17 protein-coding genes are annotated in these 18,711 nt (G+C 54.2%); 8 read left to right on the forward strand and 9 right to left on the reverse strand.

The window, feature by feature from the left end; translation table 11 throughout:
* Positions 1-49 precede the first annotated feature (49 nt).
* Entirely contained in the window at positions 50-883 is an 834-nt protein-coding gene (locus tag ACMYSO_RS24160; protein WP_434668570.1) for an ABC transporter permease, read from the forward strand.
* A complete protein-coding gene (locus tag ACMYSO_RS24165; RefSeq protein ID WP_434668571.1) occupies positions 880-1,734 on the forward strand; it encodes an ABC transporter permease in 855 nt (284 codons plus the stop codon). The genes ACMYSO_RS24160 and ACMYSO_RS24165 overlap by 4 nt, the downstream gene beginning before the upstream one ends.
* 167 nt (positions 1,735-1,901) lie before the next feature.
* Here ACMYSO_RS24165 and ACMYSO_RS24170 read toward each other — a convergent pair whose 3' ends face one another.
* On the reverse strand, positions 1,902-2,816 hold the full coding sequence (locus tag ACMYSO_RS24170; RefSeq protein WP_434668572.1) for a LysR family transcriptional regulator: 915 nt from the start codon (positions 2,814-2,816) through the stop codon (positions 1,902-1,904).
* A 101-nt stretch (positions 2,817-2,917) separates the two neighbouring features.
* Between ACMYSO_RS24170 and ACMYSO_RS24175 the strand changes: the two genes are divergently transcribed.
* Positions 2,918-3,832: a DMT family transporter gene (locus tag ACMYSO_RS24175; RefSeq protein ID WP_434668573.1), complete on the forward strand. Its 915-nt coding sequence runs from the start codon at positions 2,918-2,920 to the stop codon at positions 3,830-3,832.
* A 344-nt stretch (positions 3,833-4,176) separates the two neighbouring features.
* Here the strand turns inward: ACMYSO_RS24175 and argC are convergent, their stop codons facing one another.
* Complete coding sequence (gene argC / locus ACMYSO_RS24180; protein ID WP_434668574.1) at positions 4,177-5,097, reverse strand: N-acetyl-gamma-glutamyl-phosphate reductase; 921 nt, start codon at positions 5,095-5,097, stop codon at positions 4,177-4,179.
* Positions 5,098-5,209: 112 nt separating this feature from the next.
* On the opposite strand from argC, the gene ACMYSO_RS24185 reads away from it, so the two are divergent.
* A complete protein-coding gene (locus ACMYSO_RS24185) occupies positions 5,210-6,097 on the forward strand; it encodes a LysR family transcriptional regulator (RefSeq protein WP_434668575.1) in 888 nt (295 codons plus the stop codon).
* 6 nt (positions 6,098-6,103) lie between these two features.
* Here the strand turns inward: ACMYSO_RS24185 and ACMYSO_RS24190 are convergent, their stop codons facing one another.
* Positions 6,104-6,985, reverse strand: coding sequence for a LysR family transcriptional regulator ArgP (locus ACMYSO_RS24190; protein WP_434668576.1), 882 nt, complete (start codon positions 6,983-6,985; stop codon positions 6,104-6,106).
* Between the two features lie 101 nt (positions 6,986-7,086).
* Here ACMYSO_RS24190 and ACMYSO_RS24195 point away from each other — a divergent pair, with 101 nt between their 5' ends.
* A complete protein-coding gene (locus tag ACMYSO_RS24195; RefSeq protein WP_434668577.1) occupies positions 7,087-7,905 on the forward strand; it encodes an arginase family protein in 819 nt (272 codons plus the stop codon).
* Between the two features lie 12 nt (positions 7,906-7,917).
* Here the strand turns inward: ACMYSO_RS24195 and ACMYSO_RS24200 are convergent, their stop codons facing one another.
* On the reverse strand, positions 7,918-8,961 hold the full coding sequence (locus tag ACMYSO_RS24200) for a GIY-YIG nuclease family protein (RefSeq protein WP_434668578.1): 1,044 nt from the start codon (positions 8,959-8,961) through the stop codon (positions 7,918-7,920).
* A gap of 187 nt (positions 8,962-9,148) precedes the next feature.
* On the reverse strand, positions 9,149-10,486 hold the full coding sequence (locus ACMYSO_RS24205) for a short-chain fatty acid transporter (RefSeq protein WP_434668579.1): 1,338 nt from the start codon (positions 10,484-10,486) through the stop codon (positions 9,149-9,151).
* A 473-nt stretch (positions 10,487-10,959) separates the two neighbouring features.
* Here ACMYSO_RS24205 and ACMYSO_RS24210 point away from each other — a divergent pair, with 473 nt between their 5' ends.
* The 3 genes from ACMYSO_RS24210 to ACMYSO_RS24220 all read left to right on the forward strand — a co-directional run bounded on the left by ACMYSO_RS24210 (position 10,960) and on the right by ACMYSO_RS24220 (position 13,535).
* Positions 10,960-12,531, forward strand: a complete 1,572-nt coding sequence (locus ACMYSO_RS24210; RefSeq protein WP_434668580.1) for a sensor domain-containing diguanylate cyclase — start codon at positions 10,960-10,962, stop codon at positions 12,529-12,531.
* Positions 12,532-12,652: 121 nt separating this feature from the next.
* Positions 12,653-12,898, forward strand: coding sequence for a DUF2543 family protein (locus tag ACMYSO_RS24215; RefSeq protein ID WP_434585351.1), 246 nt, complete (start codon positions 12,653-12,655; stop codon positions 12,896-12,898).
* Positions 12,899-12,926: 28 nt separating this feature from the next.
* A complete protein-coding gene (locus ACMYSO_RS24220) occupies positions 12,927-13,535 on the forward strand; it encodes a histidine phosphatase family protein (RefSeq protein WP_434668581.1) in 609 nt (202 codons plus the stop codon).
* A gap of 22 nt (positions 13,536-13,557) precedes the next feature.
* Here ACMYSO_RS24220 and ACMYSO_RS24225 read toward each other — a convergent pair whose 3' ends face one another.
* From ACMYSO_RS24225 to fecD, 4 genes are all read right to left on the reverse strand, one after another.
* Positions 13,558-15,342, reverse strand: a complete 1,785-nt coding sequence (locus ACMYSO_RS24225) for a diguanylate cyclase (RefSeq protein WP_434668582.1) — start codon at positions 15,340-15,342, stop codon at positions 13,558-13,560.
* Positions 15,343-15,421: 79 nt separating this feature from the next.
* Positions 15,422-16,609: an HD domain-containing phosphohydrolase gene (locus tag ACMYSO_RS24230; protein ID WP_434668583.1), complete on the reverse strand. Its 1,188-nt coding sequence runs from the start codon at positions 16,607-16,609 to the stop codon at positions 15,422-15,424.
* A gap of 393 nt (positions 16,610-17,002) precedes the next feature.
* Positions 17,003-17,770, reverse strand: a complete 768-nt coding sequence (gene fecE / locus ACMYSO_RS24235; RefSeq protein ID WP_434668584.1) for a Fe(3+) dicitrate ABC transporter ATP-binding protein FecE — start codon at positions 17,768-17,770, stop codon at positions 17,003-17,005.
* Positions 17,771-18,703: a Fe(3+) dicitrate ABC transporter permease subunit FecD gene (fecD, locus tag ACMYSO_RS24240; protein ID WP_434670871.1), complete on the reverse strand. Its 933-nt coding sequence runs from the start codon at positions 18,701-18,703 to the stop codon at positions 17,771-17,773.
* Positions 18,704-18,711 lie beyond the last annotated feature (8 nt).

Below are 18,711 nucleotides of genomic sequence, written 5' to 3' on the forward strand. Positions count from 1 at the left end.
TCGGCATGACGCCGTCCTGAGCGTTTCTTTTTCTGATGTCAGGTTTGCTATGCGCCGTTCGTTGAAATATCTGTTACTGGTCGTCCCTGCCGCGCTGATGATCGCCGTGCTCTTTTTGTACCCGCTTGGGTTCTCACTGATTGCCGCGTTTACCAACGATGCGGGGCAACTGACCCTGGCCCATTTCACTAAGGTCTATGCCCTCTATTCCAGCGATATCGTCTTTACGGTGGTGATTGTGCTGATCTCCGTGGCGCTGCTGGCTGTCATTTCCATCACGCTCTCGGCGGTCATCACGTTGTCACCCTGTCGGCCAATTGTGCGCATGCTGGGGTTCTTGTACCGCCTGCCGCTGTTTATCCCGTTTATTGTGGCAGCACAGATGATGCGCACCTTTCTGGCCAAAAACGGCCTGATGAACAATGCGCTGGTGGCAACCGATCTGTTTACGCCGATTGAGACGATTTCCTGGCTGGGCTGGAAAGGGATCATCATTACCTTTGTCTGGAAACAGCTGGCGTTCGCCACGCTGCTTATTTGCGGCGCAATGGCGGCGCTGGAGCAGTCGCAAATCCTGGCCGCACGAAATCTTGGGGCTTCGCGCCCGGGCATTCTGTTCGACATTATTCTGCCGCAGGTGCTGCCCGCTATCGGTGTGGCGCTGGTGCTCTCTACCGTGACCATGATGTCGGTGCTGTCCGTGCCGTTGATGATTGGCGTCGGCACGCCGACGATGATGACCGTGGACATGGCGTTTCGCGTCAACTCTTACGGCGACTACGCGGTGGCTAATGCGCTGGGCGTGGTGTCATTGTTGATTTGCGGTGCGCTATCGTGGTTTTACCTGCGTCACAGCCTGCAACAGAAGGGGGGTGACTTATGAAAGAGGTGAGTATGACGTTGCCGAAAACGTGGCTGGCGAAAGGGCGTCGAAAACTGAGCGCCAGTCTGCCGCTCCAGACGCTGCTGTTGATTTTTATGCTGCTGGCGATGTTTGGCCCGCTGCTGAACTTGCTTATCTGGACGGTAGCAGAGAGCTGGTTTTTCCCCCATGCGTTACCGAGCCAATGGGGGTTGAAATACTGGTATCAGGTGTTCAGTCCCTACAGTGATGTTTCCGGCTCGATGCTGACCAGCGTGCTCATTGCGGTGCTGTCGGTGGTGGTGAGTTTGTTGATTTCAGTGCCGGCAGGCTATGCGCTTTCACGGCGAGGGATGCCGCTGCGGGTGCTGTTCATGCTGCTGTTTTTGATTCCGCAGGCGTTTCCGAATCTGACGGTGTACATGAATATCGCCCGGCTTTTCTACCAGTGGGGGCTAAACGGTACGATTGCCGGCGTCGTGCTGGTGCACAGCATGCACGGCCTGATGTACTCAGTATGGATCTGCATGGCGGCCTTTTCCGCCGTAGACCCGCTGCTGGCGAGGGCTTCGCGTAACCTCGGCGCCGGGCCGATTTACACCTTCTGGCATATTGTGCTGCCGCAGGCCTCGCCGGGCATTATTGCCGCCAGTATTTTTGTCTTCCTCGAATCGCTGGATGAATTTACCGGTACGTTTTTCGTCGGGGCACCGGACATCAGCACGCTGCCGCTGCTGCTGTACAACGCCAGTATGTCGGGAAACTATCAGGTGTCATCTATTACGGCCCTGATTCTGCTGGTGCCGTCGCTGTTGTTTATGCTGGTCATCCATAAGTTTATGCGCCCGGACATGCTGTCGAAGGTCGCGTAAACGACTCTCTAAAAGAGAATGGTGTGGATTGCAGGGATGCTTACAGTATGACAGGCAGCTATGTGCGAAGAACGGAAGCTAGTACTAATCTGCCAGCTTAAAAGATGGCTACCGAAGCTGTAGCTATTCATTCTTTAGTTTCCCTGAACCGATTTTTGACAACGCACTTAGCTCTTACCCTCAAGTCTCACAATCAGCGTACGTAGAAAATCCCTTAATCGCTGAGCCGGAACTGACAGTTGTTGTCCGGTGTTGGTGACCACGCCGACGTCCATGTAGGTGATGCAGTCCTCAATCGTCCGGCGAATGACACGCTGACCGTTTAGCGACCAGGGGCGGTAGACCAGGTCGGATAAGATGGTGATACCGTTGCCCTGGGCGACGAGGCTGCGAACAGCTTCAAAGGAGTTACTGCGGAAGTGGATGCTGGGCTGATAGCCGGCGTGCTGCCAGACTTGGGTGATCACCGTGGGATATTGGTCGGTTTCGAGCATCAAAAAGGGCAGCTTCTCGATATCCCGTAGGCGGATAACAGACTGACTCAGCAAAGCATGTCCCGGGGCGATCCACAACTGGCGCAGCGATCGAATAATGGTTTCGACCTCAAGGTTGCTGTCGCGCTCAATGTTTGAAGTGAGTAGTAGACAAAAATCAACCTGCTGCTGGCGCAGAGCGGTCAGTAGGTCAGGTGCCGTGGCCTCGAAATAGTCGATTTCCAGTAAGGGAAAACGGTTTTCAATCTCACTAAGCATTTCCGGTAGTAGGTATGCCGAGAGCGTCTGGGCTATCCCTATTCGCACTTTTCCGGCCGTCGTTTCCGGTTGGCGATGCAAATCCTCCAGGGCGATGTGGCTGTTGCTGATGATCGTGCGGGCATGCGTCAGAAAACGTTCCCCGGACAAAGTGAGTCGGATCCCTTTTGGCTGACGCAGAAAGAGCTGTGCATTAAGTGCCTCTTCCAGATTCCGTAACGCGACTGTCATGGAAGACTGCGAAACGTGACAACGACTGGCAGCTTTAGAAACTTGCAATGTTTCTGCTAAGGCGATGTAAAATTCAAGTTGCCTGAGAGTAAACTTCATAGTTTAAAACGATACCATTTGGACAAAACTTTATATTAGCATCTCCATTTTCTTCGCGGTAATGTTCCGGGAACAAAATTGTATTATTGAGGGGTGTGGTTATGCCTTATTTATTACTCACTCTCGCCGCGTGCTTTTGGGGTGGGAATTATGTGGTAGGCCATCTGTTAGTCAGTCTTGTCGATCCTGTTCTATTATCCTCTGCTCGCTGGACATTCACTGCCATGTTGCTGGTAGCGCTCTACCACAGGCAGATTCGTGAACAATGGAACGCTATGCAGCGTTCTTTTCACATAATTACTTTCCTGGCTTTGTTTGGGCAGGTGCTTTTTCCACTGACTCTGTACATTGGTCTGCAATATACCTCGTCGTTTAATGCTGCCATTTATTTGTCTACGACTCCGGCATTGGTTTTATTGATCAATAAAACCATTTTCAAAGAAAAAATAACAGCTCAGAATATCGCTGGGGTTATTATCAGTTCTTTCGGTGTGGTCTGGCTGGTGATGCAGGGGGATTTATGGCATCTGGATATCCTAAAGCATCTTAATCGTGGCGATCTGTGGACGATGGGCTCGGCAGCAAGCTGGGCGGTATATTGCGCGTTTCTGCGTCTTAAACCTCGTGAAGTAGGGGGTAATGCGTTTGTGGCCGTTAGCGCGACGATCGGTGCTGTAGTGCTTCTTCCAATATTGATTTTCTCTATGGCAAAAAATGGCATTCCGGCGCTTGCCGAATTTAGTCACAGCGGTTTGGTTATTGGTCTGCTGTACCTGATTATTTTTCCGTCGTGGCTCTCGTATTTGTTGTGGAATAAAGGCATTCAGGCGATTGGTGCGACGCGTGGAGAAGTGTTTTCCCATTTCATCCCGCTGAGTGGTGGTTTATTCAGCGTGATGTTTCTCAGTGAACCATTACATTTATATCATCTGGTTAGCGCGCTACTGATTATCTGCGGAATTGCACTTTGCTCAGGCAAATCAGCGAAAAGAGCATTCAAAGCTATCGTGTCATAAACAAAACGCACTGTGACAAAAGTCACTTCAGCTTTTGGCACGTAGCGGACGTCTTGTTTTGCCAGACAGCCTTAAATCAGCTGTCAATATTCAGTCATCAACATGAACTCGCTCGCAGAGCAAATCCTTTACGGGCGCTTAGCCATGCGAGAAACGCTAATCCGAGCGCGATAAACGACAGGATTGCCCCCGCCCAGTTTGGCGAAACCAGACCAAAACCGGCAGCAGAGGATGCGGTCACAGTTACTTCTAACTGAGTCACGGGTCGAACGTAATATTTTCAATTATATGTACGGAGTGGTTATTAAAAGCAAGCGTGCTGGTACGTCAATCTCACTGCATTCTCAGCGAGCCTCAAGCATCAGATCCAGATTCTGCACGGCGGCGCCGGAGGCTCCTTTACCCAGGTTATCGAAGACCGCGGTCAGCAGTATTTGCCCGTTGTCGGGGTTTGAAAAAACGCCTAATTCCATGTCGTTGGTGCCATTCAATCGTTCAGGATTGAGGCGCTGCGCGTCGTCGGCGCTAAAGGATTCCAGCACCCTGACGTGGCGGCTCTCGCGGTAATGCTGCGTGAGGCAGGCATGTATCGTGGGGGCATCGGCGTTTTTTGCCAGCAGGTGCCGTTGCAACGGCACGCTCAGGACGATCCCCTGGCGATAGGCGCCGTAGGCGGGCAGGAAGAAGGGCGGGGCAGAGAGCCCGGCGTAACGCGCGATTTCCGGCACGTGTTTATGCTTCAGGCCCAGGCCATACACCTGAAACGTTGGCCCGGCAGCGTCCTTGCTTTCGTAACTATCCACCGCCGCCCGGCCACCGCCGGAATAGCCGGAAACCGCATGAATGCTGACCGGGTAATCGGCGGGCAGCAGTCCGGCGTTCACCAGCGGGAACAGCAGACCAATCGCACCGGTAGGATAACAGCCGGGATTGGTCACCCGTTTTGACGCCCTGATGCGATCCGCCTGGTCGGCGCTCAGCTCCGGGAAACCATAGGCCCAGCCGGGGGTGACCCGGTGCGCTGAACTGGCATCGATCACCCGGACATGCGGGTTCTCAATCATCGCTACCGACTCGCGCGCCGCTTCATCCGGTAGACAGAGGATCGCAATATCGCAGCTGTTCAACATCTCAGCCCGCAGGTGCTTGTCTTTACGCTGCGAAACCGGGAGCGTCATGAGGGTGATGTCTGAACGGTGGCGCAGACGATCGTGGATTTGCAAGCCTGTAGTACCCTGCTCGCCATCAATAAACAGCTGGGTCATCGTTCTCTCCTGTGATCGGGGTGTCGGTGAAAACCATGATGTTGTGCCCGCTTTAAGAATTGGTAAAGTTGAATTACTCTAACGTCAAATTCAGTTTTCCTGAGGTACGTGCATGCGTGAGATCAACCTCGATCAGCTCCGCACCCTGATGACCATTGCCGAGACCGGGTCGTTCAACGAGGCCGCCCAACGGCTGCACCTGTCGCCGCCGACGGTCAGCCTGCATATTTCTGAACTGGAGCAGCGGGTGGGGGCGAAACTGCTGTCACGTACTCGCGGAAATGTCAGACCCACGGCCATTGGGGAAAATCTGGTCACCCATGCCCGCCGCTTGCTGGCGGACGCTGCCTATGTGCTTGAGGATATCTCGCGCCAGGCTAAAGGGTTGATCGGGCGCGTCAGATTTGGTGCTTCAACCGGCGCCATCGCCAACCTGCTGCCGCGGGTGATTGAAAAACTGGCGCAGTCGCACCCCGGTATCGATGTCCATATCGCCGTGCTTACGTCGCAGCAGACCCTTGAACAACTGAAGTCCGGGGCGCTGGATATCGGTATTGTGGCGCTGCCGCAACCGCGCTGTGCCGGTCTGAATATTGATGCGTGGCGTCGCGATCCGGTGGTCGCTTTCCTGCCGGAAAACTGGCAGACGCCAGATGTAGTGACACCTGCGTGGTTGAGCGAAAAACCCTTGATTTTGAACGGCTCGGGCACCCATTTATCGCAACTGACCGGGAACTGGTTTGCTGATTCGGGCCATCGACCCACGCCGCGGATCACGCTCGATTACAACGATGCGATCAAAAGCCTGGTGGGGGCCGGGTATGGCGCGACCTTGTTACCACTGGAGTCGGGGACGCCTGCTTCCGGGGATAGCCGCATCGTCACTCGCGCCTTAAATCCAGCACTATGGCGAGAATTAGGTCTGGCTTATCGCCAGAGCGATAACGAACAATCTACGCAGCACTTACTCAGCGTACTGCGTGAACTTACGCAGGCCTGACGAGAGCTAGACATGCAGTTCCTGTCGGGCGGCAGCGTGCACGCACTCGCTCAGCTGTTCTAATAACGTGAGTTTCAGGCTCCAGCGATGCCAGTACAGGCGAGTATCGACGCAATGATCCCCGGCGATGTCGACCAGGCGCCCTTGTTCACACAGCGGGGCTGAGAGATGTTCCGGGAGCATTCCCCAGCCCAGCCCGCGTGAAACGGCCAAAAGATACGCGGAGGTCGAAGGGATAAATTGCGAGGGCGGCGTCATATCCGAAGAGTACAAGGTCTGAATAAATTTGTTCTGCAGATCATCCTTATGATTAAACATAATCACCGGTGCATTTCTTAATGCGGCTTCACTGACGCCGTTGCGAAAATAGTCCTGATAATACTCGGGAGAGGCGTAGGCTTTATATTTCATGGTGCCGAGATACTCCACTTTGCATCCCTGAAGCAGGGCGTCATCGGCGCTTACGGCAGCCATCACTTCACCGCTCTGGAGCAATGAGGCGGAAAAATCCTGATCTTCGATTCTGACATCCACCACGATGCCATGTTCGTGAAAAGCGCTGGAAATGGCGGTTAAAAACCAGCCGTCAACGGAGTCGGCATTCACTGCTACCACGGCTTTACCCTGATGCTTTTTTTCCTGAACGGAGAAAAAGTCATTTTCCAGAAACTCTATTTTTTCCGCATAACGGTACAGTTCTGTCCCCGATTGTGTTGGCCGGCACGGGCTGCCTCTGACGATGAGCACCTGGCCAATCTCTTCCTCAAGCGCGCGAATTCTCTGGCTTACGGCGGAAGGGGTGATATGCAACTTTCTGGACGCCATATCAAAACTGCCGCAGCGGATGATTTCCATAAACGTCTCTAAGAACGAGTAATTTAATTTCATATTAAGCAAAACTTACGCATCTTTATTTTAATTAATTTGCCTTACTTTGAAATATTCATCAACCTGTCTGCGGTGAATATCTGACAACACAGGACGGCATAATGACGACAACACTTACCTGTTTTCAGGGACGGGCGGGCGACCATAACGATCTGGCGATGCCGGGGGCCCGTTCGCTGGCAGATTGTCTCTCCCGCATCACGGATTTACCGCCGGTTGGGATTGGTGAGCCGGAACCGGCGCTGAACCGAGACTGGTCGACCGAACTCCAGGCGGCTTTACCGGTATTAAAAGAGATGCAAAACCATATGACGGCTATCTACGCCGCTGGCGGGCGTTCGCTCGCCGCCACCAGCCGCTGCGCGGTTTCGCTGGCGACCCTGCCGGTGGTGGCGCAGCACCATCCCGAGGCCTGCGTGGTCTGGTTTGATGCGCATGCCGACCTCAACACGCCGGCATCCAGCGCGTCGGGATATCTGGGGGGATTAGCGTTATCAGGCCCGGCTGGCCTGTGGCAGTCCGGGCTCGGTGACGGTCTGGCGCTGGGGTCGATTATTCTCGTCGGGCAGCGCGATCTCGATCCCTTTGAAAAACAGCTGATCGCTGAGCAGGCCATCACCTGTATTCCCTTCGCCGCCGGTTACCTTGAACGATTACGCGAGGCCATTAACCAGCGTCCCGTCTATATGCATCTGGATTGCGACGTGCTTGAACCGGGGATTGTGCCGACCGACTATAACCATCCGGGCGGCATGGGGCTTTGCGATCTGCAACAGGCCTGCGCGGTGCTGGCAGAGTCCAGGGTGGTCGGCGTGGAAATCGCTGAGTTTCAGAATGCCTGGGCACGGCAATCAGAACCGGCTTCGCCTGCTGAGTTAATCCGCGCGCTACGACCGGTCATCGATAAACTGCTGGAGTAACGTGGGGAAGCGTTAGCTTACCTGGTTCATCCAGCGATAAATCGCACCCAGTTGGTTAATCTGGTCCCGGAGCGTCTGTTCATCAGCATTATTTAAGGCAAATGATGACCAGATGGTTAAATGAGGTGACACTTGCATGGTCCGCACCTGATGGTCGCCGTCTTTTTTGATAACGGTGACATCCTGCTGGTTGCGTTTTTGATAATGGTGAGTTTTATCCAGGCACTCCAGCGCCTCTTTTAATACACGTTGCCATTGCTCTGCGGTTAATTCGCTCAGCGTAAAGGATTTGCCGCCGATATATTTCTCTTTGATGTCAGGTCTTGAGGCAACCTGCCAGGCATCTCGCGCAAATGTCATCGACACTTCACTCGCAGAACCCAGTTCCTGGATAACATTTAACAGCCGGGGCGTTGATAATTCTGACTGGATAAGCCGGGAGACAGGCCAGTTATTGTACATTAACCCTTCAAGATTTACGCCGACCCGGGCAATATTCTCCTGAGGCCGCAAAGAAATATTCCACTGGACGCCCTCATGGCCATCGCTCATACCAAAATACGGCTTATTCAGCTGGCCAAAAGGCCGGCCTTTTATTCCCAGAATGGTGCAAAAAGACTGCAGCAAGGCGCTGTACTCGGCTGCATCATGCCGGCTGGAGAAGGTATGTTGCGGGCTCTTTTTCTTTTTGGTTTTCAGCTCAGGACGCTGTACTGCTGAGGTGTCTGGATCGGTGGGGGTGATGATTGTTATGTCTTGTTGAGACTCCAGGATCGACACCACTGCTTTACAGGCATCATCAGCCCCGAGGTTAAAAAACTCTCTTCTCTTCTGGCGTAAGGGCGTTAGCTTGTGATGAATCAGGCTCTCAAATTTTTGGCAGTCATTAACCGCAAACGAATAGGCCACGGACCAAATAAAATCGCCGGTAGAGCTTTTATTTATTTCCTGGCAGCGGGAAACCGGGTTTCTGGTGGTCATGCCAATTTTGCATACCGGTAAGTCTATATCCGCAACTTCGAGGATATAGACGTAGCCACTGAGTTTATTCGTCATGTTATTCCGTGTTAATCGCGCGTTATGTTCGCCTGTGTTTTTATTGCGCAATATAATACAGCGTATTTTGGGGAAGTAAAAAGCCTTCATGAGTCGTCAGCGGCAAACAACAAACACGAACGCGCGGTGCGACGCTCGTGTTTGCTGCTCATTATGACTATTGGATGACTACCGGTTTACGCCGTTGTTAGCCCAGATGGGGCCAGAGTAATATGGCCGCCATATAAACGATCCCCACCCACATCATCATGACCACGGTGTAGCCCATAATGCTCTGTAATTTCAGTCTGGAAATGGCCAGGGCTGGCAGCAGCCAGAACGGTTGAACCAGATCATTCCAGGCATTACCCAACATCACGGACATCGATGTCTGGGCCAGAGAGGCCTGCATCGACTGCGCCGCGTCAATCATAAATGGCCCTTGCACCACCCAGTGACCGCCGCCGGAAGGGGCAAAGAAATTAATAAAGAAGGAGCTGATCAGCCCCCAAAACGGCAATGTCTCCGGCGTTGAAATCTGGACAAACAGTTCCGCAATGGTTTTTACCAACCCTGAAGCCGCCATAATCGCCATGATCCCGGCATAAAACGGAAACTGCAGAATAATGCCGCCAATTGTCCGGATACCTTCGTTGAGCTTTTCGACATAGTTGAGGGGCGTCCCCAGCAGGATCACACCGAGGAACAGAATGAAGTAATTGATAATGTTCAGGTCCAGCACGCCGCCGCTGACGAAATGCCCGACCACATACACCATCCCCACCGTGCCGATGGTGTAGCTGGTGAGCTTGCTGTGGTTTAGCTTCGCCGCGAAAGTGGTATGGCCCGCCAGGTCGTCATGCATACTGCTTGTGGGGGCGGCTTGCGCTTCTGGCTCGTGGTATTCGGCGACCTTTTCCCCGTTGCGCGGATGGAGTGACGCATTGAGCAGGGGCAGCGTCACGAGCAACACAGCGGTGGTCAGCAACATCGGCAGTGAAAATATCGTTTCACGCAATGAAATGATGCCCATTTGCGCTTCCAGAGCGTGGCTCTGGGTCGATATCAGCAGCGGGATGGTGGCGGAAAATCCCAGCCCATAAAAAGTGAATCCGCTGTACGCGGCCGCGATAATCAATGGGTAGTGTACGCCTGGAATACTGCGGGCCAGCTTTTTGGCAATAATGCTGCCGATCACCAGACCGAATCCCCAGTTGAGATAGCTACCGATGGAGCCGACCAGGGTCGCAACAATGATTGCCGTGCGCGGGGTGTGAACGTGACTGACGATCCGATTCAGAAAACGGTCCACCAGCGGGGCCGCTGCCAAAACGTAACCCATGGCCAGAATCACCGCCATTTGTGTGGTGAAGCTTAATAGCTGCCAGAAACCGTTACCCCAATCCATTGTGGTCTGAAAGGGCGTACGGCCTTCGACCACAAAAGCCAGCACCATGGTCAGCAACGTTAACAGGATGGCAAAGACAAAAGGGTCGGGCAGATAACGGCGCATCAGTTCTGTGAAAAAGTGGGTGATTTTAGTCATGTGTGTTTACCGGATTACCCGGAGGCTCCTTGCAATATCAGGTGTTTTTATCTGCCAGGCAGGTCTGTCGGATAGCGGCCTGGTTGGCAGCGCGCATGGCGTTTCTTGTTGTGTTTGAGCTGCAGTCGTGATGAGTCCACGAGCGATGGCGTCAGTCATTCATTTTCAGAGAGAGGGTGACTGACGCGGGTTTGCACCATCTCGCAGGGCTCGGCGTTAACCTGTAGGGTAATGGGCTCAAAACCGGTACTGACAATAGGAGGGCGAGAGAGAGGTGGTCAATGGCGATAATCGAAAATACGTGCGATTATCGCCCGAAATGACGGCTTTCACTGAAATCTGTGATCCGACAAGGACAATGTGAATACGGTGGCCGGTTGGCGATGGTTTGTACCGAGCGCCGATAATATCGGTTTATGTTCCCGGCACAAAAGCTGATAAAATAAGGAAAACTTTAAAGACCGTGAAGGCTTATGCTCAGGAAAAAATTGCATCTGCGCACTCTGATGCTGATGTTGTCAGTCGGAGGGATCCTGCTCACATCTATGCTGCTGCTCAGTGCCTTGACGCTTTTCCAAAAGGGTAACATCGAAGACCGGTTACTCGAGAATAACCTTGCATACGCCCGCAAACTGGCCGACACCACGGATCGCTACCTGGTGACCGCACAACGCGAACTGGGCTACAGCGCGAGCCAGATAAAAGGCCTCACCGATACGCAATACCTGAGAAACGAAGTAGACCGACTGCGGTTGCAATCTGGTTTTTTCAACTCAGTGGTGATTGTGAACGCCAACGCTGTGATCGCCGCCGCATCCCCTGAAAGCCTGAAGCTGATAGGGGTGAAACTCCATTCTAACGCCAGCCTGAAAGCCATTGCGGAAAAGAAACTGTTTATCTCTGAGCCGTTCATTTCGGCCGCCGGTAACTATGTGGTGTTTGTTTCTCAGCCATTATTTAACCAGGCCGGCGAGTACATCGGATTTATTGGCGGCAGTATTTATCTGCAAAAAGAAAGCATGCTCAGTGACATCCTCAGCATGCATTTTTATGACAAATCCACCGATGTCAGTGTGATAAATAATGACGGGAAGATAATCTTCAATCGTGATCCGAAATTAGTCGGGGGTGGCTATCAGTCGGTCCCCGGCCTGCAGGAGCAGGTCGTCAGGGAACAGAGTGGGCACTTTTTTGGCGATGATAAACGCGGCGGCAGCCTGGTCGGTTATGCCAGCCTGAAGCAGGCCGACTGGAAGGTCGTGATTTCGGGCGCCTCTGAAAGCGTGTCGCGTATTCTGATGCAGACGGTGGTCAATGCCTTCTGGTTTACCCTGGCGATCGTCCTGCTGACGGCCACGGTGGTGACGCTGTTTGCGGCCAGAATATCCACCCCTCTGGAGAAGCTGGCGGAGTTTACCCAAACAGACGACAGCGAAGCCACCCTGAAAAAACTGGCGAACATCAGAGTGTGGTACAAAGAGGCGGAGCGTCTTAAAGAGGCCCTTAGCCTGCATCTGCAGACCATGACCCGCAGGGTCAATGCCCTCAGCGATGAAACCATGACCGACCCGCTGACCGGGTTGTACAATCGCCGGGGTTTCAACGCGCTGCTTAAGCAGTTCAACCCGTCGGCGGAGCAGTGCATCATCGCCATTGATATCGACCACTTTAAAACCATCAATGACCAGTATGGGCATGATGGCGGCGATGCGGTACTGGTGACATTCAGTGAAACCTTACGCCAGCTCGCCACTCGCGGGCAGATTGTCAGCCGCTTTGGTGGTGAAGAATTTATCATCCTGCTGCCGGATACCGGCGTGGACGAGGCTGCTGAGGTGGCCGAACGTATCCGTGCCGCGATCGAAAATGCCGACTTCCCGCATGGCGAAAAGGTCACTATTTCGCTGGGGGTCGCGGGATTCAATGACAATGGGAATGATGTTTACACCGTCCTGCGTAAAGCGGATCTCGCGCTGTACGAAGCCAAACGCAAGGGGCGAAATACCGTTGTCGTTAGTCTGGCGCAGAGGCTGTTCGATGTCTGATACGTCAGCGCGTGCAGGCCTGGTGTTGCAGAGAGCGCAGAAAAAAACTAACAGGAATGCTATGATCGACGCCCGATAATAAAGGCTGTCATGCACACCGGTAATAAACCAGGGGCTAGTTATGAATAATGAAATACCACTCAAATATTATGACATCGTTGACGAGTATTCGACGGAAACCGCCAACCCGGTCAGTGAGACGGAACGTGATTCCCTGGCGCGTTACTTTCAGTTGCTGCTCACCCGGCTAATGAATAACGAAGAGATCGACGAGGCGGCACAGCATGAGATGGCCCTTGAAGCGACCATTGATGCAGCGCGTATCGATGAGATCGCGAACTTCCTCAATCAGTGGGGCAATGAGTAGCCGCTAACGGGGCACATCAGCAAAGCCAATGAAAATCCTGTTGGTCAGACATGGCGAAACGGAATGGAATCGCGTCAATCGTCTCCAGGGCCAGCTTGATAGCCCGGTCACCGAGCGCGGACGCGGTCAAATTGCGGCGCTGATTGGCGCACTGGCTGATGAAAAAATTGAGCGGATCGTCTCATCCCCCTCTGGCCGTGCCGTGGCGGCGGCCAGACAGCTCGCCGACCATTTTTCCTGCCCTACGCGTCTTGATGCCCGGTTGAATGAACGGGGATTTGGCGTGCTGGAGGGGAAAAGTTACCCCCAGCTAAACCCGGACGAGCAACGCTTGTTTGAGCGTATCTATTCCGCTGATCCTGATGTGACGCCGCTGCACGGAGAGTCTCTTGCGGCTGCGGCCAGCAGAACCCTGGCGGCGCTGCTGGCAACTGGCGAGTCGGCCGACCACTGCGTCTGCGTGGTGTCCCACGGGCATGTGATTCAGGCAGCTATCTCCTGCCTGAACCACGCGGGCCCCGAACGCTTTCAACACTATGCCCATCCCAACGGCAGCTACTCGATTCTCAACTATGCCGAAGGGACACTCTCTCTGGTGAAATGGGGCATTGCCACCCATCTGTTAAAACAGCGATAAACACCTTATCGCCGTCCGGCCGTTATCCCGCTTTCAACATGCCGAAGCTGACGATTCGGGAGCGCCCCTGTTCTTTGGCCCGGTACAGTGCCGCATCGGCGGCCCGCAGCAGACTATCGCTCTGGGTATGCTGCGGGAAACTGGCAATGCCAATGGAGACGTCCACCTGTCCAAGATCGGTCGGACCATAGCGCAAGGTCAGGCTGCGCACCTGGTTATAAATCTCCTGCGCGCAGGCCCGGGCTGACTCTTCATTGCTGCCGCCCAGCAGCACCAAAAATTCCTCGCCGCCATAGCGGAACGCCATGCCGATATCGCGGACTTCACGTTGAATAATTGCGGCGACATTTTTGATCACCAGATCGCCGGCTTCATGGCCGTATTGATCGTTGATCGCTTTGAAATGATCGATATCGATCATCAGGCAGCTCAACGGGGTATGGTTGTTCACCGCGAGGCTGATTTGCGTATGCAGGGCATCATCCAGATGGTGACGGTTGCGCAGCCCGGTGAGCGAGTCGAACAGCGCTTTTTCCAACAGCGCGCTGCGCAGGCGCTGGTTTGCCAGTGCCAGGCCCAGCGCTTCGGCCATCACTTCCAGATAGGCGCGAGACGGAGCGGATTCAGCCGTCACTTTACTAAACGTGAGCAGGCCGATGGCTTCCCCCTGGGCAATCAACGGTACGCACAGCGACTGGCCGACAGACGATGCATGCAGGTGGTCGCAGGCGACATCAGGCTCACCGTTAACCGGAGGATGACTCTGGCCACGCCGCACTGCCCAGCAGTTGTCGGGATAGAACATTTCAGGTTCATCTGGCGGAGAAAGCCACTGCGCAGCACAGCGCAACTGCCAGGGATCGGTCTCCAGAATATACAGTCTCCCGGGGATCCCTGGCGCTACGTTTGGGGCAAACAGCTCTGCGACCTTAACCACATCGTCGAAAGATTCACAGCCCTGTAAACGTTGTGTCATACGGGCAAGAAGTTCTCTGATGGCCCAATCGGCATCGCGCTCTTGCTCAAGACGCTGACGCGCCAGACCATTTTCACGGAAGATGCGAATCGCCTGCGCCATATCGCCAATTTCATCGATCTGAGAAAACTGAGGCGCTTCGACGGCGTAATCCTGTGAGGCAAGGCGCTGCACCACATCACTTAAGCGCACGACCGGATACAACACCCGTCGTTGCAGGATAAAGCCAAGGACAAACAGAAACATCAATGCCGTCAGTGCGACCATCACTTCTGATAAGGTACGCCAGGTATGCGATTTTTCCGTCGCCTCGGCGATAGCGTTGTTGGCCCGCCCTTCGAGCATCAAGCGGAAATGATCGATCTGGGTCTGCACCCGATCCAACTCCTGTTCAAAGGTGTGGCCGTAGAGCAGGTTGATCGCTTCTTTATCTGCCCCCCGATCGATACTGGCAAGCGCGCTTTGCTGCTCGTCCTGAAGCTCATCGGCAATATGTAGCCCCTCGCGCAACAACGCGAGTTCCTGGGCGGTAGCGCCATGATCTTTCAGCTTTGTCAGGCGCTGCTCGATGGTGGTGAGCGCTTGCGCTTTCTGCCGATATTCTTGCAGCACTTCCGGATCTTTGTTGATGACGAACGCGCGGGCGAGGTCAGAGAGGGCCCAGGTGTCGGTTTCCACCGCTTCGGTTAAGCGATCGAATTGTTGCCTTTGTTGAACGGCCTGGCGTTCGCTTTTCTCCGCGTTTGAAGCCATCAGCATGGCAATGCCGGAGGTAATAGTCAGACACACGGTGATCCCGTACGCCCAGTTGGTCATGGTGGCGATTCTCACCGGTGTATTCCTTGCGTGCAGATGAATAAATGATTCTATTTATTATAGACCCCCGACCCGTCCACTCTCGGGCAGGGGATTAGCGGCGCTGCTTACTGATAATATTACGATGCAGAGCGCCAGCATGCTGGCGTAAGGTGCAGAAGACATCCTTATCCAGCGCGCCCTTTATAACATCATTTTCGATCAGCTGTAACGCATCCTGGTAGCACATGGCGACGCGGTAGGGACGGTCTTCCGTCAGCGCGGTGAAAATATCGGCAACGGCGATGATTCGGTCAGGCAGATGCAGGTAATCCGCACTCAGGTGCAGGGGGTAGCCACTGCCATCGAGTTTTTCATGATGGTTAGAGGCCCAGTTTATGATTTCACCGAGTTCGCTAAAGGCGCTGAGAATGGCACCAGTCATATAGCTATGTTCACGAACCTGCAGGAGTTCATCGCCTGTTAGCTGGCCCTGTTTTTCCAGAATCGCCAGCGGGATATAAATTTTACCGATATCGTGCAGATAACCCGCTACTTCGATTTTTTTACACTCAATTTCTGGCAACTGCATACAGGTAGCGAGCCGGTGGGATATTTCCCCAACCATAATGCTGTGGCTGGCGGTGAAACTGCTGTAGGTATCGACAATTTTGGCAATCAATAAGCAAATATCTTTCAGGCCATCAATATCGATGTACAGCTCGTTAATCGGACCGATGATTTCCAGCATCCGCTGGATATGCCCGGGATGAAGGTGCAGCCAGAAATGCTCTTTCTCTGCAAGTTGACACAGGGTGTGACAGAGCATGGGGTCAATCTGATAATACAAGGCGCGGAAGGTATCGACGATCGCGCCAGGTCGCTGGTCGGTGGTGATATTGCTGGTGGATAACAGCCGTTCAAACGCATCGGCAAAAAAGACGATGTGCTCTTCCAGGCTCCCTTTATGGTCAGGGCTAAAATGATGGTGGCGAACGATCGGCAGCAGCGGCGCAAGCGAGGCTAATCCTTCAAGCATCTCAGCCCCCCGGTGCTGGTGGGGATCTTCGATATTATCAATATCATTGAGGGTAGTGACGACCCGTTTGTCACCGAGAACCCCGATATCATGAAGCAATGCGGCACAGAAGATAGTTTGCTGCTGTGGACGCGGCAATTTTAATGCCAGCGACAGTTCAAGGGCAATTAAGGCCGTACGTTGCATATGCAGCTGCAATGCCGGGTTGATCACCTGGATAACGCGCGTGGTGAGCATTAACGCTGATTTTAAGGCGAGACGCATCGTTTTGCTCCCTTCGCGGGCCCCGGAAAAATAGCTTGATTCTGGTTGTCAGTATCCTGATAACGTCGCTGTTGTGCAGGATGAAATGGCCAAATGAGTGAATACCAGAGTGTGTATCTTTTCACCCACGCCCAATACCGACGCGCATTGTGCCAAAACGCGTGTCATGGCGAAAATCTGTGAAGGCCGCTAGTTAATCATTTTGTCCATAAAAAGAAAATAAACGGCGAGGGGCCGTGGTATTAATTTAGCGTCACTTTGATACATATCTATTTTCACCATAAGCCCTTAGCTATTTTAGAACAGAACTGGCGATCGCTGCATAGAGAATAGCCATTTCAGATTCTTCGTGGTTCACACGGATAATTAGCATGACCGGGCGACACCAGCTGGTTATTTCACCACGCACATTGGGTGCTGGGAAATCGGGTCGGGGTGGACTTCGGCATCCAGGCTGAAAACGTCGCGCAGCATGGCGGGCGTCAGGACGACTTCGGGCGAACCCTGGGCTTGCACTTTGCCGCTGTTCAGCACCACCAGATGATCGCAGTAACGGCTGGCCTGATTCAGGTCGTGCAGTACGGTGACGACGGTTTTACCTGCCTGCTGCAATTGGCGCATCAGCTTCATCAGTTCAACCTGGTGGTTGATATCCAGCCAGGTGGTCGGCTCATCCAGCAACACCAGCGGGGTATCCTGGGCGAGGATCAGCGCCAGAAACGCCCGCTGCCGCTGGCCGCCTGACAATGCGCTGAGCTGATGTTCTGCAAACGATGCCATGCCGGTTTGCTCGAGGGCGTCGCTGACAAGACGCCGATCGCTCTCCGAGAGCCGTCCCCACAGCGGCAACCACGGGCTACGACCATAGCCGACCAGTTCACGGACGGTGATCCCCTCAGGCACCAGATGTTGCTGGGGTAGTAGTGCCAGATGGCGAGCCAGTTGCCGGGAGCTTAAGGTTGTCAGCGGCTGTTCATCCAGCCATATTTTGCCTGTTGTCGGGGTCAGTAAGCGCGAAAAACACTTTAGTAGCGTCGATTTACCGCAGCCATTTGGCCCCAGCAGGGCGGTGATTTTCCCGCCAGGGAGCGTCAGATTGAGTCCGTTAAGGATCTGTTTTTCGCCATACCCGGCATGCAGATTTTCCGTTCTTAGTTCCATTTAGCGCATTCTCACCAGTAACCAGATAAACCACGGGGCGCCGATAATGGCGGTTAATACCCCGGCCGGAAGCTCCATCGGGGGATGAATCGTCCGCGCCAGCAGATCGGCCAGCAGTAGAACCAGCCCGCCCACCAGGGCGGAAAGGGGCAGCACATAGCGATGGCTTCCCCCGGCCAGGCGTCGGACAAGATGCGGCACCACCAGGCTGACAAAGGCAATGGGGCCGCACACCGCGACGCTCACCGAGGCCAGCGCCACTGCCAGCGTCAGGCCGTAGCCGTTGAGCCTGCTGATATTAACTCCCAGAGTTCCGGCGCGTTCGTTGCCCAGCGCCAGCAGGTCGAGGTCGCGACTCAACAGCAGGCTCAGCGGCAGCAATACGGCCAGAACCGGTAGGGCCACCATGACGAACGCGCTATCACGTGCCCATAAACTCCCCGTCAGCCATAACAGCGCGTTGTTAATCTCCTGAGGCTGTGACAGCAGCAGGTAATCGGTGATGCTGGCCCAGCACGCGGAGAGCGCGACTCCGGTTAACGCCAGGCGCATCGGGCGAGCGAAACCCGCCAGGACAATCAGTACCAGCATGGCCGTCATGCCGCCGACAAAAGCCAGCATCGGCAGCCACAGCAGCGGCAGCGACGGCAGGAAAGCGAGTGCTGCAACCGAGGTCAGACTGGCTGCATGATTAACACCAAGAATATCCGGTGAGGTCAGCGGATTGCGCACTATCCCCTGAATAAGTACCCCTGAGACGGCCAGCGCCGCGCCGATAATCAGCGCCAGCACCACGCGCGGCAGGCGATACTGCGTGAGGACATAATGGTACTCGCTGTCGCTGCGCCAGCCGTCTAGCAGGGCATGCCAGGGCAGGGCAATCGCCCCCATTCGCAGCGACAGAACGGTGAAGATAACCAGCAACAACAGCAGGCTGAACA

The organism is Klebsiella sp. B345 (assembly GCF_051131735.1).
In the GTDB taxonomy this organism is placed as follows: domain Bacteria; phylum Pseudomonadota; class Gammaproteobacteria; order Enterobacterales; family Enterobacteriaceae; genus Klebsiella.